The sequence below is a fragment of the Nocardia sp. NBC_00511 genome, assembly GCF_045161165.1.
Lineage (GTDB): Bacteria > Actinomycetota > Actinomycetes > Mycobacteriales > Mycobacteriaceae > Nocardia.
The window spans coordinates 8,289,429-8,304,297 of the sequence record NZ_CP107849.1 but is presented as its reverse complement, the minus strand read 5'-3'; the positions used below and the strand labels follow the sequence as shown (position 1 = coordinate 8,304,297).

Annotated in this window: 14 protein-coding genes and 2 tRNA genes; 8 read left to right on the top strand and 8 right to left on the bottom strand. The window is 68.6% G+C overall.

Annotation, left to right across the window (positions count from 1 at the left end; translation table 11 throughout):
- The first annotated feature begins 77 nt into the window (after window positions 1–77).
- The 4 genes from OG300_RS38465 (at window position 78) to OG300_RS38450 (ending at window position 3,528) form a co-directional block, all read left to right on the top strand.
- A complete protein-coding gene (locus tag OG300_RS38465) occupies window positions 78–1,055 on the top strand; it encodes a DUF3105 domain-containing protein (RefSeq protein WP_405489742.1) in 978 nt (325 codons plus the stop codon).
- A gap of 11 nt (window positions 1,056–1,066) precedes the next feature.
- Entirely contained in the window at window positions 1,067–1,780 is a 714-nt protein-coding gene (locus tag OG300_RS38460) for a DUF305 domain-containing protein (RefSeq protein WP_405489740.1), read from the top strand.
- Between the two features lie 91 nt (window positions 1,781–1,871).
- Window positions 1,872–1,944: transfer RNA gene (locus OG300_RS38455), tRNA-Arg, on the top strand.
- Between the two features lie 315 nt (window positions 1,945–2,259).
- A complete protein-coding gene (locus tag OG300_RS38450) occupies window positions 2,260–3,528 on the top strand; it encodes a lipase family protein (protein WP_405489738.1) in 1,269 nt (422 codons plus the stop codon).
- Here the strand turns inward: OG300_RS38450 and OG300_RS38445 are convergent.
- Window positions 3,483–4,850, bottom strand: a complete 1,368-nt coding sequence (locus OG300_RS38445; RefSeq protein WP_405489736.1) for a hypothetical protein — start codon at window positions 4,848–4,850, stop codon at window positions 3,483–3,485. The genes OG300_RS38450 and OG300_RS38445 overlap by 46 nt on opposite strands.
- 203 nt (window positions 4,851–5,053) lie before the next feature.
- On the opposite strand from OG300_RS38445, the gene OG300_RS38440 reads away from it, so the two are divergent.
- Window positions 5,054–5,127 (top strand) — tRNA-Cys (locus tag OG300_RS38440).
- A 49-nt stretch (window positions 5,128–5,176) separates the two neighbouring features.
- Here the strand turns inward: OG300_RS38440 and OG300_RS38435 are convergent.
- Window positions 5,177–6,583 (bottom strand): metallophosphoesterase family protein, encoded by a 1,407-nt coding sequence (locus OG300_RS38435; RefSeq protein ID WP_405489734.1) that lies wholly within the window; start codon window positions 6,581–6,583, stop codon window positions 5,177–5,179.
- Between the two features lie 7 nt (window positions 6,584–6,590).
- A complete protein-coding gene (locus OG300_RS38430; protein ID WP_405489732.1) occupies window positions 6,591–7,031 on the bottom strand; it encodes a hypothetical protein in 441 nt (146 codons plus the stop codon).
- A gap of 134 nt (window positions 7,032–7,165) precedes the next feature.
- Here OG300_RS38430 and OG300_RS38425 point away from each other — a divergent pair, with 134 nt between their 5' ends.
- The 3 genes from OG300_RS38425 (at window position 7,166) to OG300_RS38415 (ending at window position 9,207) form a co-directional block, all read left to right on the top strand.
- A complete protein-coding gene (locus OG300_RS38425) occupies window positions 7,166–7,519 on the top strand; it encodes a hypothetical protein (protein ID WP_405489730.1) in 354 nt (117 codons plus the stop codon).
- Window positions 7,520–7,538: 19 nt separating this feature from the next.
- Complete coding sequence (locus tag OG300_RS38420; RefSeq protein WP_405489728.1) at window positions 7,539–8,081, top strand: MarR family winged helix-turn-helix transcriptional regulator; 543 nt, start codon at window positions 7,539–7,541, stop codon at window positions 8,079–8,081.
- 76 nt (window positions 8,082–8,157) lie between these two features.
- Window positions 8,158–9,207: a hypothetical protein gene (locus OG300_RS38415; protein WP_405489726.1), complete on the top strand. Its 1,050-nt coding sequence runs from the start codon at window positions 8,158–8,160 to the stop codon at window positions 9,205–9,207.
- A gap of 67 nt (window positions 9,208–9,274) precedes the next feature.
- On the opposite strand, the gene OG300_RS38410 is transcribed toward OG300_RS38415, so the two are convergent.
- From OG300_RS38410 to OG300_RS38390, 5 genes are read right to left on the bottom strand one after another with little or no spacing between them, the layout of a single operon-like run.
- Window positions 9,275–10,051, bottom strand: a complete 777-nt coding sequence (locus OG300_RS38410) for an enoyl-CoA hydratase (protein ID WP_405489724.1) — start codon at window positions 10,049–10,051, stop codon at window positions 9,275–9,277.
- On the bottom strand, window positions 10,048–10,956 hold the full coding sequence (mmsB, locus tag OG300_RS38405; RefSeq protein WP_405489722.1) for a 3-hydroxyisobutyrate dehydrogenase: 909 nt from the start codon (window positions 10,954–10,956) through the stop codon (window positions 10,048–10,050). Before mmsB ends, OG300_RS38410 begins: the two co-directional genes overlap by 4 nt.
- Complete coding sequence (locus OG300_RS38400; protein WP_405489720.1) at window positions 10,953–12,077, bottom strand: enoyl-CoA hydratase/isomerase family protein; 1,125 nt, start codon at window positions 12,075–12,077, stop codon at window positions 10,953–10,955. The genes mmsB and OG300_RS38400 overlap by 4 nt, the downstream gene beginning before the upstream one ends.
- Window positions 12,074–13,213 carry an acyl-CoA dehydrogenase family protein gene (locus tag OG300_RS38395; protein WP_405489718.1) on the bottom strand — a complete coding sequence of 380 codons (1,140 nt, stop codon included), beginning with the start codon at window positions 13,211–13,213 and terminating at the stop codon, window positions 12,074–12,076. The genes OG300_RS38400 and OG300_RS38395 overlap by 4 nt, the downstream gene beginning before the upstream one ends.
- Before the next feature lie 4 nt (window positions 13,214–13,217).
- A complete protein-coding gene (locus tag OG300_RS38390; protein ID WP_405489716.1) occupies window positions 13,218–14,717 on the bottom strand; it encodes a CoA-acylating methylmalonate-semialdehyde dehydrogenase in 1,500 nt (499 codons plus the stop codon).
- Window positions 14,718–14,869: the final 152 nt, after the last annotated feature.

Genomic DNA, 14,869 nt, shown 5'->3' with positions numbered 1-14,869 from the left:
CCTACCGGGCAGGCGCCCAGCAAACGATGCGGCCGCATTGTTTGATTGTCCGACACGTCGAAAAGAGCACCAAAACGATGCCGAGTAGGACCAGTGCCAAGTCGGCCAAGGCCATCAAGGCCGCGGGCAAATCAGCTCCGTCGCGCAGGAGCGGCGGTGGCGGTCTGGGCGGTAAGCGCCAGATTCCCTGGATGACCATCGGAGCCGTGGTCTGCATCATCGCCCTGATCGGCGGTATCGCCTGGGTGCTGGTACCGAAGATCGCGGACAAGCAGGAGCACGACAAGTACACCCCGACCGCGCAGAAGCCGGATCCCTCGGATCAGATCTCGGGTGTGGTGAAGAAGGATTACGCGGCGGGTCTGCACGTCACGGCCACGCAGCGGGTCAACTACGACCAGTCGCCGCCGTTCGGTGGCCCGCACGACGCCTCGTGGGCGGTGTGCACCGGTGTGGTGTACCCGAAGGCGATTCGCACCGAGAACGCGGTGCATTCGCTCGAGCACGGCGCGATCTGGATCGCCTACAACCCGGACAAGGTCGACAAGGCGGGCGTGGACGCGCTGGCTTCGAAGGTCAAGGGCCAGCCCTACTCCCTGATGTCGCCGTATCCCGGCCTGGACAGCCCGGTCTCGCTACAGTCCTGGGGTCATCAGCTGAAGCTGACCAGCCCGACCGACAAGCGCATCGACGAGTTCATCCGCTCCCTGCGCCTGAACCCGAACAAGGTCTACCCCGAGGTCGGCGCGGACTGCGCGAACCCGACCTTCGACGTGAACAACCCGCCTGCCTTCGATCCGACTCCGCCCGGACCCGACGCCATCCCGATGGACGGCAAGGGCCTGCAACAGGACTCGAGCGAGCTGAATCCCGGCGGCGGCATGCCCGCGGGCGGCATCCCCGGCCTGCCCAGCGGCCTGTCCGGACTCTCCGGTCTACCCGGCGGCACCCCGGGCGCGCCCGGTGACAGCCCGAGCCTGCCCGGCGGCATTCCGGCCATCCCCGCGCCGACCGACGGCCCGACGCAGCCGGATCAGCCGGCTCCGACCCAGTAATGCCGCCGTTCGTGTCCGACGTACCCGACCGCGGCTCCGAGCCCGAGCCCACCGCCGAACCGGTCCAGCAACCTCGCCGCAGCCAGCGGCAGCTGCTGGGCATCCTCGCGGTGGTCGGGGTGCTGCTGGTCGGGTTCATGGCGGGCCTGCTGGTGAGCAATGCCATGCATCACGGCCCACAGGCGCCGGGCGCGGTGGATGTCGGCTTCTCCCAGGACATGTCGGTGCATCACACCCAGGCGGTGCAGATGTCGAGCCTCGAGCTGGCCGGTGCGGCCGATCCGGCGGTGAAGCGGCTGGCCTACGACATCCTCACCACGCAGGCCAATCAGGCCGGGCGCATGCAGGGTTGGCTGCAGCAGTGGGACAAGCCGCAGCTCTCGCCGGACGGCTACATGGGCTGGATGACCGACATGTCCAGCCATCACCACAGCGGCACCGCCGAGCATTCGGGTGCGGTGGCGACCATGCCCGGCATGGCCTCGGATCAGGAGATGGCGGCGCTGGGTCAGGCCACCGGCGCGGCGCTGGACACCATGTTCCTGCAGTTGATGCTGCGGCATCATCAGGGCGGTATGCCGATGATCGAGTACGCCGCCCAGCAGGCCGATACCGATGTGGTCCGGACCCTGGCCGCGACCATGGCCACCACCCAGAAGAGCGAGGCCGATCTGATGACCCAGATGCTGGCCGAGCGCAAGGTTTCTCCGCTCCCGATGAACTGAGAAACACCCGGTCCTCCCGGTTTTTTGGCGCAGCGCACGCTATGCGATACGCTTTCCCCGCCCGACCGGGAGACCGGGCGGGACCATCCCCGCCCTCGTAGCTCAGGGGATAGAGCGTCTGCCTCCGGAGCAGAAGGCCGCAGGTTCGAATCCTGCCGAGGGCACCGAAAAGACAGACCCTGACCAGCAGTTCGCCGGTCGGGGTCTTTTTCGTTGCGGCCCAGCCGATCTCGCGGGTTTGAGAGCTGGCGGATGCGGTACACCGACTGACTTATCGTGCCATCGTGCGCGGTTGGGCTCGCCGATCGGTGAGATGTCGGGAAAGGTATTGCGCAGTGCACCGCGGTGTCAGGTTGTGCAGGAGGCAACCTGACACCGCGGTCACTTTTTTCTTCCGGGTGCTACCGCCCCGGGTTCCGCAGCGCGGGAACGACCTTGGCTTACCGGGCGCGAGGACAACGGACCGGTATGTTCTAGAGGTGTCGGAGAACCAGCAGGTCCGCGCCGAACGCCCGCCGCGACGCAGCGTGGGCCGGGTTCCCATAGGCCTGGCCACGGTACTGCTGGCCTCGATGAGCGGGATCGGTTCGGCGGCAGCCACACCGGTCGTTCCCGACGAGCTCGCCGAACTGACCTTCTACACCGCCGCCCCGGACCGGGTGCCCGGTCCGCACGGCTCGGTCATCCAATTGCGGCCGCTCTCAGGCGATCCCGGATTGGCCGGGGCCCGCAACTACCTGGTGCTGTATCGCTCGGTCGACATGCAGGGCGATCCGGTCGCGGTCTCGGGGACCCTCGCGGTGCCCGACGGTGCGCCGCCGCCCGGCGGCTGGCCGCTGATCTCGTGGGCGCACGGCACCACCGGCGTCGCGGACGTCTGCGCCCCCTCGCACGACACCTCCCCCGATTTCCCGGCCCACGACTACACCGAACTGGTGCGCCACCACCAGGAGCGGTGGATCGCGGCCGGATACGCGGTCGCGCAGACCGACTATCAGGGCCTCGGCACGCCCGGGCCGCACGGGTATCTGATCGGCGGCGCCGAGCAGCGGGCCGTCACCGATATGGCAAGGGCCGCACGGCAGATCGATCCGGAGATCGGCTCGCGCTGGGTGACGATCGGGCATTCACAGGGTGGTCAGGCCGCGGTGTTCACGGCCGCGCAGGCCCAGCAGTGGGCGCCGGAGCTGCAACTGCTGGGCGCGGTGGCGCTGGCTCCCGCTTCCCATCAGGGGGTGGGGCTGCAGGCCTCGCAGGTGGCCACCACGGCCGGGGTGGCGAGCGCGCTCGCGCCGCTCACCGGCGGCGCGGTCTCGTTCCTGCCGTTGATCATTCGCGGTGCTCAGACCGTCGGCGAGGTCGATCCGGCCCGATTCCTCACCCCGCGTGCCCAATCCATGCTGGAGCGGGGTGACATCGGCTGCATCGGCCAACTGCGGCAGCAGGATTCGTGGGGCGGACTGAACGCGGCGGACGTCTTCGCCCCCGGCGGCGATATCTCGGCCCTGGTCCGGGTGCTCAACGAGAACGACCCCAGCGCACTGACTTTCCGGCAGCCGGTGCTGGTGCTGCAGGGCCGCGCCGACACCACCGTCCCGGCCCCGGCCACCGATGCCATGGTGGTGCAGCAGCGGGCGACCGGTCAGCCGGTGGAGTACCGCACCTATCCGGGCGCGGATCACCGCGGCGTACTGGACGCGTCCTACGCGGACGCGCTGGCCTGGGTCAACGCCCGTTTCGGCCGATAGTCGTTGCGGGCGGGCCGGATTCGCCACAGCAGTAGCATTCCGGCCGCGCAGCCCGCGGTGATGACCAGCGCCATCCAGCCGGGCGCCGCCGAGGTGACGCCCTGCGGATCCCGGTACCAGCGTGGGGAATACGCGACCCGGCCGAAGCTGCTGCCGCGCATCGCCACGATCAGGCACGGCACGATCAGCACGGCCATCGCGACCACGGCGCTGCCCGCCTGTTCCGGTATCGCCGAGCCGAAGCAGTAGCCGATGATCAACGCGGTCAACGTGATACCGAGCACCGGGATCACCGCCGTGGAGTGAGCCGTGGTGGCGGAGCAGGCCGCGAAGATCGACAGTCCGGCGGTCGCGGCGGCGGCGACCCAGACCGAGGGCGCGCGACGACCGAGGATCAGACCCAGCACGACCGCGATGATCGGGAACGGCGCGGTCCATTCCGGCCGCGGCACCGCGATGATGGCGCTGCCCGCATTGGCCACCGCCACGGTCAGCAACACCAGGATGCCGTCGCGGCCGGGCAGCAACAGTGCGGCGACCACGGCCGCGGTGATGGTGATGGCCGCGGCGACCCCGATCTGGGTGGGGGTCCCGCCGTGCCGGACCAGCCAGTCGGTCGAGACTGCGGTCGAGGTGACCAGCACCAGCGCCGCCAGGATCGGGCCGATGGCGATATCGGTGTTCTCCTCCTCGCCGGCCGGTTCGGCCCGCTGCGCGGCGGTCGCGAGGGCGAGGGCCAGTCCGGCCAGCAGCATCAGCCACACCGGCGGCGTGCTGTCGGAGGCCCAGGAGGTCAGCGGGTTGCCGCCGCCGGAACCCGGCAGTGCGGTCTGGTCGCCGATGAGGATCCCGGCCAGCGCGCCGACCAGGTAGCAGTTGGTGGCCAGCGGCCGCCCGAACACGGCCACCGCGAGCGCGCCCATCAGGATGCCGCTGAACATGGAGTCGATGTAGTTGACGGTGGTGAGGGTGCCTTCGGTGGCGACGTCGCGGTTCCAGAGGTGGTCGGCGAGCAGGACCGCCAGGCTGCCGAAGGAGGCCACCCAGGCGCTGCGCCGTCCGAGTGCGGAGACCAGGGCCGCGGACACCACCGCGAAGGCCGCGCCCGCGGCGGCGGCGCGCGGCACGTTGAGCACCATGAGGTCGAGTTGGTAGACCGGGACGTCGGAGCTGCCGCCGAGATCGAGGGGCGCCATCAGCAGCAGGCCCGCGACCAGTGCGCCGATCAGGCCCGCGACGGCCTCGATCGGGCGTGCGTACCTTCGGAGTTCCGGGGCGGCGAACGTACCCGGGGGTGCAGCCAACGCGAACTTCGCGCCCATCTCGTCACCTTCCTGGGTGATGCGCGACGCGATTCGCGTTACAGCAATAACGAGCAGCTATCCGTTGCCGAGGTTAACAGCTGAGTTATGTGCGAATTCTGAGAAGTGAGTGCTGTTACACCCGTGGCCAGGGCCAGAATCACGCTGATCGCAACACTGTCGGAGATCATCGGGACCGGCCATCATCGGTGTTGTTGGTTCATGCGGGTGTGGCCGAGTGGTGAGGCGTCAGTCTGCAAAGCTGTTCACACGGGTTCGAGTCCCGTCGCTCGCTCCAATGGATGCCCTCCGCCGCCACGGCGGGGGGCATCGTTCGTTTCGGGTCTTCAGACCGTGGTGAGTCCGCTCAGGTCGCGCAGCACGGTGTGATTGCGGTCGGCGGTGGTGCCGAGCGTGTATTCGGGCAGCAGTCCGTAGTATTCGCCGCGCGAGCGGGTGCTCCAGCGGCGCGCGTCGTCGGTGCGGGTCTTGTAGAAGTTGAGCATGTAGCCGCCCTCGTATAGCCGCAGCAGGCTGTAGCCGCCCGGATATTCCTTGGTGGCCGCGACTTCCACGAATTCGACGGGGATCGGCAGGTCGGGGCGGGTGCGGCGATTGCGGTGGGTGTGGCCGCTGTGGTGCAGGAAGACGCCGGGTGTGGACGCGTAGATCGATTGCAGCTCAGCGGCATCGGCGGCGTCGAGGATGAAGCTCGGCCCGGCCAGGTTGGTCAGCCCCGATTCGGTGGTGACCGGGTGGTGGCCGAAAACCAGGGTGGGACGGTCGGGGTCGGCCGCGCAGAGGTCGCGGAACTGATCGAGCTGTGGGCGGTCCAGGGTGCCGCCCGCGATGTCGAGAGCGGTGGTGTCCATGGCGATCAGGCGCAGTTCGCCGACCTCGTACTGCGCCAATTGCTGTCTGGCGCTGAAGTAGTCGCCCCAACAGTCGTGGTGGTCGAGGTAGGGCGTGCAGCTCGCGTAGTCGTCGCCGAGGTGCGGGCGATCGTGATTTCCCCTGGCGGCGAACCAGTCTCGCCCCGCACTCCCCCACCCCGCGAGACGCGAGTGGACGCCGCGGACCTGTTCGGGGGTGGCCTCCGCCGAGAGGTCACCGGCCAGCAGCAGGTGGTCGACGGCTCGGTCGGGCCGGTGCATGTCGTCGAGCAGCGCGCTCAGCATGACCTCGGGATACGGTGGGAGACCGGCTTCCTGGCGGAGGCCGGGTGGCAGTCCGGCGGCGATCAGCCCGCTGATCTCCTCGCCGAAGTGAATGTCGTTGCACAGCGCGATGGTTCGCAGCAGGCGGCCCGGCGGCGGGACCAGGGTGGTGAGGACGCCGAGCGCTTCGGGCGTATTCGGCAGGCGGGTGGCCACATTCAGGGCGGGGGTGGCCGCGATGCCGCGGGAGCGGGCCTCGAAGCGGTAGGCGCGCCCGGGATCGAGGCCGATGATCTCGGCGTAGTGGTAGGCGGTCGGGGTGCTGTCGCCGAAGACCTGCCGCAGTCCGGAGCCGTCGGCGGGGCCGAGCCAGACCTCGCTGTCGGTGTCGACCGGAACCGGGTTGCCGCTGCCGTCGTTCCCGTAGGTGGTCCAGGTGAGCACGGCCGATCCGTCGGTGACGGTGACCACCTCGAGATCGGTGACCGAAAGCGAATCCGGCTGTGCCCGAGCCGTATTCGTGCCGAGTACCGGTAGCGCGGCAGCGGCGGCGAGCAGGGTGAGCAGTTGCCGCCGGTTGGGGCCGCAGCAGCTCATGATCCGGCTACTTCGCGTCGGTGGAGCAGACCTTCCATTGGCCGTCTTCCTTGCGCAGGTGTTCGTTGGCGGACCGTTTGCTGTCCGGGGTGCCGGGCATGCTGAGGGTGCCGAGGGTGACCGCGGTGGCGCGCTCGCCGGTGATGGCGATGCCCTCGACCGAATCGACTCGCAGGGTGATCTTGCCCTGTTCCATGGCCTGCTTCTGGTTGGCGGGCAGCGCGTCGTACTGTGCGCGGTCGCCCGCGCAGGTCTTGCCGGCCGCGGCCGCCGCGCCGTCGGAGAGCGCGGCGTAGAAATCCCGGACCGCGGTCTCGACGCGCTGGTTGTCGCTGGGCGCGGAACCCTTGTCGTTCAACGTGACCGCGGTGGCGATGCCGCCGCCCACGAGGACGACGGCCGCGACGCCGATACCGATGGTCAGGGGTGTGCGGCGCTGCAATGCCATCAAGATCCTTCGCCTCGGGCGGGTTTCGGTCCGCAGACTACGGCAATCGGGTGTCGTTGTGACCGGGTCCCGGTGCCGAACACCTATATTGGCGCGGAGGCGAATTCGCCTCTGTTCGACCTGAAGGAGATCCGGTGCGCCGTCCGTTGTTCATCCTGTCCCTGCTCGCTGTCGCCGCTGCCGTGTCCCCGTTGGCCGCCGCGGAGGGTCCGACGGATCCGGCGGTGAAGGTGCAGGCCGTCTACGGTCCCGAGCAGTTCCCGATGGCGGGTGTCGCGACCGATGTGTCGCCGTGCGCGGGCGGTGCCAGTGTCGCGACGCTGACCACCGGCAACGACGGTGCGGCGCTCTACAACGGCGCGCCCGGCTGCTATGCGGTGAAGGTCAGTGCCCCGGTCGGTTGTGCGCTCGATGGTGATGCCACCCAGCAGGTCACCTCGGTGCAGGGTGTGACCGCGGTGGCGACCTTCCGCTTCCGTTGCGCCTGAACATGCGATGATCGGGGGCATGTCTCGGCCCCGCCCCCTGCCGCTCGATCCGATCGAGGAGGCGCATCGCCAGTGGACCGAGCACGGCTGGGGTGAGGTCGCCGACGGGATGGCCGCGGTGACATCCCTGGTCCGGGCGCAGCAGATCGTGATGGCGCGGGTCGACGAGGCACTGCGTCCGTCCGGTTTGACCTTTTCGCGCTACGAGTTACTGATGCTGCTGAACTTCAGCAAGACCGGCGCCCTGCCGATGGCCGTGGCCAGTGCCCGCCTGCAGGTGCATCCGACCAGTGTCACCAACACCGTCGATCGGCTCGAGGCGGCCCAGCTGGTGAAGCGGGTGCCACATCCCAGTGACCGCCGAGCGACCCTGATCGAAATCACCGATGCCGGAAGAGATTCCGTTGCCGAGGCCACCATCGCGCTGAACCGGCAGGTCTTCGCCAATGCGGGCCTGCCGCCGGAAAGACTGCATCTGCTGTTGCAATTGCTGGCAGAGTTCCGGCAGACCGCCGGTGACTTCGATCCGGGTAGCTCGGCCACCAGATGGGCCGGTCAGTAACCGTCCAGCATCCTGGTAGCCAATTTCCTGCGTCATAGTCTTGGATTCGGCTGGCAAAAGGTTCACCATTGAGGCCATGGTGCTGGTCCTCGGGGTGTCGGCGGGCGCTGCTGGCGCGCGCGCCATGCTCACCCATTCCGACCAGCCACACCTCCCCCCGATCGACCGCTGCAAGGTACTGCGGCGCGCGGGCGGCGGCCGCATGGAGGACGCGGTGTTCGAGGCCATCCGCCTGATGCGCCGATCCGCGGCCGAGCGGGACGAATTCATCACCGGCATCGCCGTGACCTGCCGCTGTGCCACGCACGCGGAGGCCGTGCGGACCACGGCCGGGCGCAATCGCCTCACCGTCATCGACGAGCCGGTCGCACAGCTCAGATATCTCCGATTCACCGGCAGGCTCCCCACCGAGGGTTCGGTGCTGCTCTACGACCTGGGCGCGTCGGGGCTCACCCTGACCCAGATCGACTGCCGCACGGATGCCGTCCTGGCCACTCGGCGCAGCACCGTGCTGGGCGGCGACGGTCACGACGCGCTACTACGCTGGCTGCTGACCCGCGGCGGCGTGACCGTGGACCTGGCCGCCACCCGACGTCAGAAGGAGGCGCTGACCTCCGAACGGGTACTGGCGGTGTGTGATCCGATCACCGGTCAGCGCACGGTGGTCACCCGCAGTGATTTCGCGGAGCTGGTGGAGGCGGGCATCCACCATTCGGCGTCGTTCGTCCGGCACATGATCGGCGAGACCGGCATCAACCCGACCGGCATCGCCCTATTGGGTGGCTGTACCCGCAACAAGGCCATTCGCGATGAGCTCGAGCAGCAGTTGGCCATCCCGCTGATCTACGATCCCGAGCCCGAATTCGTCTCCACCCGCGGCGCGGTCCTGCTCGCGGCCGAGCGGCCGTCGGCCCGCAGTATTCGCAGCGTGCATCTCACCTCGGCGGGCATCTCGCACGAGCCCTCGAATTCCTCGGTCTCGCGCCGCAAACTGGTTGCCGCAGTGGCGGTTACCGCCACCCTGAGCGGCACCATCGTCGGCGCGCTGGCCATGAATCGCGATTCCGACCACACCGACGGCAAGCCCCCGACCGTCGAAGTCGTGGGTCCCCCCAAGCACAGCTGACACCTGCGCCGAAAAGCCGCGTGCCCCGCTACCGTTCGGCAGCGGGGCACGGAAGCGCCTGGTGCGTTTACCTATTGGTGAAGTTGGCGGGCCGCTTCTCGACGAAGGCGGCCATGCCTTCCTTCTGGTCCTCGGTGGCGAACAGCGAGTGGAAGACGCGGCGTTCGAAGCGCAGGCCCTCGGTGAGGGTGGTCTCGAAGGCGCGGTCGACGGCTTCCTTGGCGATCATCACCGCGGGCAGCGACAGCGAGGCAATGGTTTCGGCCACCTCGAGGGCGGTGGCGACCAGCTCGGCGGCGGGCACGATGCGCGAGACCAGGCCCGCGCGTTCGGCTTCCTCGGCGTCCATATTGCGGCCGGTGAGGATGAGGTCCATGGCCTTGGCCTTGCCGACGGCGCGGGTGAGGCGCTGCGAGCCGCCCATGCCGGGGATGACGCCGAGCTTGATTTCCGGCTGCCCGAACTTGGCGGTGTCGGCGGCGAGCAGGATGTCGCACATCATGGCGAGTTCGCAGCCGCCGCCGAGGGCGTAACCGGCGACCGCGGCGATGACGGGCTTGCGGAAGGCGACGAGCCGGTCCCAGCCACCGAAGTGGTCGGTGAGGAACATGTCCATGTAGGACTTGCTCTGCATCTCCTTGATGTCCGCGCCGGCCGCGAAGGCCCGCTCGGACCCGGTCAGCACGACCGCGCCGATCCCGTTGTCGTGCTCGAGTTCGTCGAGGGCGGCGGTGATGTCGGTCAGGACCTGTGAGTTGAGCGCATTGAGGGCCTTCGGCCGGTTGAGCGTGATGAGCGCGACGCGCCCCTTACGCTCCAGCAGAATGGTCTCGAAGTCGGTCACGCCGTCTCCCCTTCGGATCGCTTGCGGATATCGGTGACGATAGCCGAGAAGTCCTTGCCTGCTTCGTCCTGGTTGAACCGGCGGTAGATCTCGGCGGCGAGCAGACCGATCTGCCCGTCGACCCCGTTGGCCTGCAGAGCGCTGGCCGCGAGCCCGAGGTCCTTGTTCATGAGCGCGGTGGCGAAGCCCGGCTGGTAGTCGTTGTTGGCGGGGCTGGTCGGAACCGGTCCCGGCACAGGGCAATACGAGGTGAGCGCCCACGACTGCCCCGACGCGGTGGACACCACGTCGAAGAATTTGTCATGGGTGAGCCCCAGCTTCTCGCCCAGCACAAAGGCTTCCGAGAGGCCGATCATCGAAATGCCCAGCAGCATGTTGTTGCAGATCTTGGCGGCCTGCCCGACTCCGGCCCCGCCGCAATGAACGACCTTGCCGCCCATGACTTCCAGCAGCGGCAGCGCGTCGGCGAAGTCGGCGTCCGCGCCGCCCGCCATGAAGGTGAGGGTGCCCGCCGCCGCGCCCGCGACACCACCGGAGACGGGGGCGTCGAGGGCCCGATGTCCCGCTGCCACAGCGAGTTCCGCGGCCTGCTTGGCGTCGGCGACGTCGATGGTGGAGCAGTCGACGAACAGGGTGCCCGGCTTGGCGGCGGGCAGGATGTCGCCGTAGAGGTCGAGCACGATGCGGCCGTTGGGCAGCATGGTGATGACGAGGTCGGCGGCGGCCACGGCCTCGACCGCGGTGGTGACCACGGTCGCGCCGTCGGTGCGGGCCTGGTCCTGCGCGGCGGGCACGGGGTCGTAGGCCAGCACCGGGTATCCGGCTTTCACCAGGTTGGCGGCCATCGGTCCGCCCATGTGCCCGAGGCCCAGGAATGCGACTGTCTTTTTCACGGGAGTGCTCACTGCTCGTCCTTAGGTGCGGCCAAACCCAATTCGCGATCGCCGAGGCCGCCGAAGTAGGCGTCCACGTCGGCGGCGGTGACGTCGGCCAGGGTGGCGGGCGACCACTGCGGGTTGCGGTCCTTGTCGACGACCTGGGCGCGAATGCCCTCGACCAGATCGTGGGTGTTGAGGGAGGCGGCCGAGACCCGGTATTCGGAGTTCAGCGCCTCTTCCAGATGCGGGGCGGTGCGCGCGCCGCGCAGTGAGCGCAGCGTGACCTTCAGTGCCACCGGCGATTTCGACAGCACGTCCCGGGCGGCCTTGGCGGCTTCGGGGCGGCCGTCGATCTCGAGGCGGTGCACGATCTCCTCGACGGTGTCGGCGCTGTAGCAGCCGTCGATCCAGTCGCGCTGGGCGACGAATTCGGAAACCGGTGCGGGCTGGGCGAATTTGCGGATGGCGACATCGGCCTCGTTGTCCCGCAGGGCTTCCAGCAGCGCCGGCAGGTGTTCGGCGGGCACGAAGTAGTCGGCGAATCCGGCGGCGATGGCGTCACCGACCGACATCCGCGCGGTGGTGAGTGCGATGTGGGTGCCGATCTCGCCGGGCGCGTGCGCCAGCAGGTAGGTGCCGCCCACGTCGGGGATGAAGCCGATGCCGGTCTCGGGCATGCCGACCATGGAGCGTTCGGTGACCACCCGGTGCGAGGCGTGCCCGGACAGGCCGACGCCGCCGCCCATCACGATGCCGTCCATGATGGCGACGTAGGGCTTGGGGTAGCGGCCGATGAGCGCGTTGAGGATGTACTCGTCGCGCCAGAACTTCCCACTCGGCGAGTCGGCGGCCACGGCGGGCGAATCACCCTGCGCGACAGCATGCTTGGCATCGTTGTGGATGGCGACGATGTCGCCGCCCGCGCACAGCCCGCGTTCGCCCGCGCCGGTGAGCACCACGGTGCGCACCTCGTCGTCGTCAGCCCAGGCGCGCAGGGTGTCGAGGATGGTGAGCGCCATCGGATGGTTGAGCGCGTTGATGGCGCGCGGCCGGTTGAGCGTGATCAGGCCGAGCCCGTCGCGCTTGTCGACCAGCACTTCCGGCTCGGGTGCGCTGACAGTCTCGGGTGCGTTGACGGTCTCGCTCATGCTGCTCCTACCACCGAGCGGGCGACGACCACCCGCATGATTTCGTTGGTTCCCTCGAGAATCTGATGCACCCGCAGGTCCCGGACGATCTTCTCGATGCCGTATTCGGCCAGGTAACCGTAGCCACCGTGTAGCTGCAGCGCCTTGTTGGCCACCTCGAATCCGGCGTCGGTGGCGAACCGTTTGGCCATGGCGCACAGTTCGACCTTGTCGGCGGCGTCGGCGTCGAGCGCGCCCGCGGCCCGCCACAGCAGGGTGCGCGCGGCCTCCAGGGAGGTGCGCATGTCGGCGAGCTCGAATTGCAGGGCCTGGTTGTCGAGCAGCCGCGCCCCGAAGGCCTTGCGCTGCGCCAGATACGAGACGGTGCGGTCGAGGGCGGACTGCGCCCCGCCCAGCGAGCAGGCGGCGATATTCAGCCGTCCGCCGTTGAGCCCGTTCATGGCGATCCGGAAGCCGTCACCCTCGTTGCCGAGCAGGTTGGCGGCGGGCACCCGGGCACCATCGAGGATGACCTGCCGGGTGGGCTGCGCGTTCCAGCCCATCTTGCGTTCGTTCGCGCCGAACGACAGCCCGGGGGTGTCGGCGGGCACGATGAACGCCGAGATCCCGCGTGCCCCTTCGGTTCCGGTGCGCGCCATGATCACGTACACGTCGGTGCTGCCCGCACCGGAGATGAATTGCTTGACGCCGGTGAGCAGGTAGTCGTCGCCGTCGCGAACGGCCTTGGTGCTCAACGCCGCCGCGTCGGAGCCGACGGCCGGCTCGGTGAGCGCGTAGGACGCCAGCAGGTCCATCGAGGTCAGGCCCGGCAGCCACCGATTGCGCTGTGCCGCATCGCCGTAACTGTCGATCATCCAGGTCGCCATGTTGTGGATGGAGATGTAGGCGGCGATGGCCGGGCAGCCGGTGGACAGCTGCTCGAAGATGCGCACGGCGTCCAGCCGTCGCAGCTCCGAGCCGCCCACGTCTTCGCGCACGTAGATGCCGCCCAGGCCGAGCGAGCCGGCCTTGCGCAGCACATCGACCGGGAAGTGCTTGCGCTCATCCCATTCCAGGGCGTTGGGCGCGAGCAGTTCGTCGGCGAAGGAGCGGGCGGTCTCGACGATCGCCTTCTCGTCCTCATCGAGTACGAACATCACGTCAGTCCATGGTCGGGATGACGAACGCGTTGCTCTCCTTGAGTCCGGAGGGCCAGCGCTGGGTCACCGTCTTGGTCTTGGTGTAGAAGCGGATCGAGTCCGGTCCGTGCTGGTTGAGGTCGCCGAAGCCGGACCGCTTCCAGCCGCCGAAGGTGTGGTAGGCGATCGGCACCGGGATGGGCACGTTGATGCCGACCATGCCGACCTGCACGCGGGCGGCGAAGTCTCGCGCGGTGTCGCCGTCGCGGGTGAAGATGGCGACGCCGTTGCCGTATTCGTGCTCGTTGGGCAGCCGCAGCGCTTCCTCGTAGTTCTCGGCGCGCACCAGTGCCAGCACGGGGCCGAAGATCTCTTCCTTGTAGATGCGCATCTCCGGGGTGACCCGGTCGAAAAGCGTTGCGCCCGCGAAGAATCCGTCCTCGCCGCCCGCGACGACGAGTCCGCGGCCGTCGACGACGAGTTCCGCGCCCTCGTCGACGCCGATCTGCACGTAGTTGTTCACCCGGTCCACGCCGTCGCGGCCGACCAGCGGGCCGAAGTCCGCCCCCGGATCGTCGGAGAGGCCGACATTGAGCTTCTCGATGCGCTCGATCAGCTTGGCGCGCAAGCGATCCGCCGTCTCCTCGCCGACCGACACCGCGACCGAGAGGGCCATGCAGCGTTCACCGGCCGAGCCGTAGCCCGCGCCGATGAGCTGGTCGGCGACATCGTCGAGGTCGGCGTCCGGCATCACGATGGCGTGGTTCTTGGCACCGCCGAAGCACTGTGCGCGTTTGCCGTTGGCGGTGGCGGTCTCGTAGATGTACTGCGCGATCGGGGTGGAGCCGACGAAGCCGACGGCCTTGATGCGCTCGTCGTTCAGCAGCGTGTCGACGGCCACCTTGTCGCCGTTGACCACGTTGAAGATGCCCGCGGGCAGTCCGGCCTCGAGGAACAGTTCGGCCAGCCGCAGCGGCACCGAGGGGTCGCGCTCGGAAGGCTTGAGCACGAAGGCGTTTCCGCACGCGATGGCCGGTCCGGCCTTCCACAGCGGGATCATGGCCGGGAAGTTGAAGGGCGTGATGCCCGCGACCACGCCGAGCGGCTGCCGCATGGAGTACACGTCGATGCCGGTGCCCGCGCTCTCGGTGTACTCACCCTTGAGCAGATGCGGGATGCCGACCGCGAATTCGATGACCTCGAGGCCGCGCTGGATGTCGCCCTTGGCGTCGGGGATGGTCTTGCCGTGCTCGGCGGACAGCAGCGCGGCGAGCGAGTCCATGTCGTCCTGCACCAGGGTCAGGAACTTCATCAGCACCCGGGCCCGCTTCTGCGGGTTGGTGGCGGCCCAGCCGAGCTGCGCCTCGGCGGCGTTCGCGATGACGGCTTCGACCTCTGCCTGGCTCGCCAGCGGCACCCGCGCCTGCACCTGCCCGGTGCTCGGGTTGTACACATCCCCGAAGTTGCCGGAAGTGCCGGTGACGTGCTTGCCGCCGATGAAGTGGGTGAGTTCGCGAACCATGCCAGTCCTGTTCTCTGTCGCCGATCTCCGCAAGAGCGCGGTCTGTGGCGATCCTATAGTTGGACATCCAACTAATGACTGTGCGATAGCCCACAACACCATGCCCGCGACTCTGGCTATGTGCGGGAAATCACTCTAGAGTTGCTTTGACG

Excerpts from the sequence above, each read along its gene's own strand:
- OG300_RS38430 (WP_405489732.1), bottom strand. The coding sequence starts at position 7,031 with ATGGCATTGCAGCGCCGCACACCCCTGACCATCGGTATCGGCGTCGCG.
- OG300_RS38390 (WP_405489716.1), bottom strand. The coding sequence starts at position 14,717 with ATGGTTCGCGAACTCACCCACTTCATCGGCGGCAAGCACGTCACCGGC.
- OG300_RS38400 (WP_405489720.1), bottom strand. The coding sequence starts at position 12,077 with ATGAGCGAGACCGTCAACGCACCCGAGACTGTCAGCGCACCCGAGCCG.
- OG300_RS38465 (WP_405489742.1), top strand. The coding sequence starts at position 78 with ATGCCGAGTAGGACCAGTGCCAAGTCGGCCAAGGCCATCAAGGCCGCG.
- OG300_RS38415 (WP_405489726.1), top strand. The coding sequence starts at position 8,158 with ATGGTGCTGGTCCTCGGGGTGTCGGCGGGCGCTGCTGGCGCGCGCGCC.
- OG300_RS38435 (WP_405489734.1), bottom strand. The coding sequence starts at position 6,583 with ATGAGCTGCTGCGGCCCCAACCGGCGGCAACTGCTCACCCTGCTCGCC.
- OG300_RS38395 (WP_405489718.1), bottom strand. The coding sequence starts at position 13,213 with ATGTTCGTACTCGATGAGGACGAGAAGGCGATCGTCGAGACCGCCCGC.
- OG300_RS38420 (WP_405489728.1), top strand. The coding sequence starts at position 7,539 with ATGTCTCGGCCCCGCCCCCTGCCGCTCGATCCGATCGAGGAGGCGCAT.
- OG300_RS38445 (WP_405489736.1), bottom strand. The coding sequence starts at position 4,850 with ATGGGCGCGAAGTTCGCGTTGGCTGCACCCCCGGGTACGTTCGCCGCC.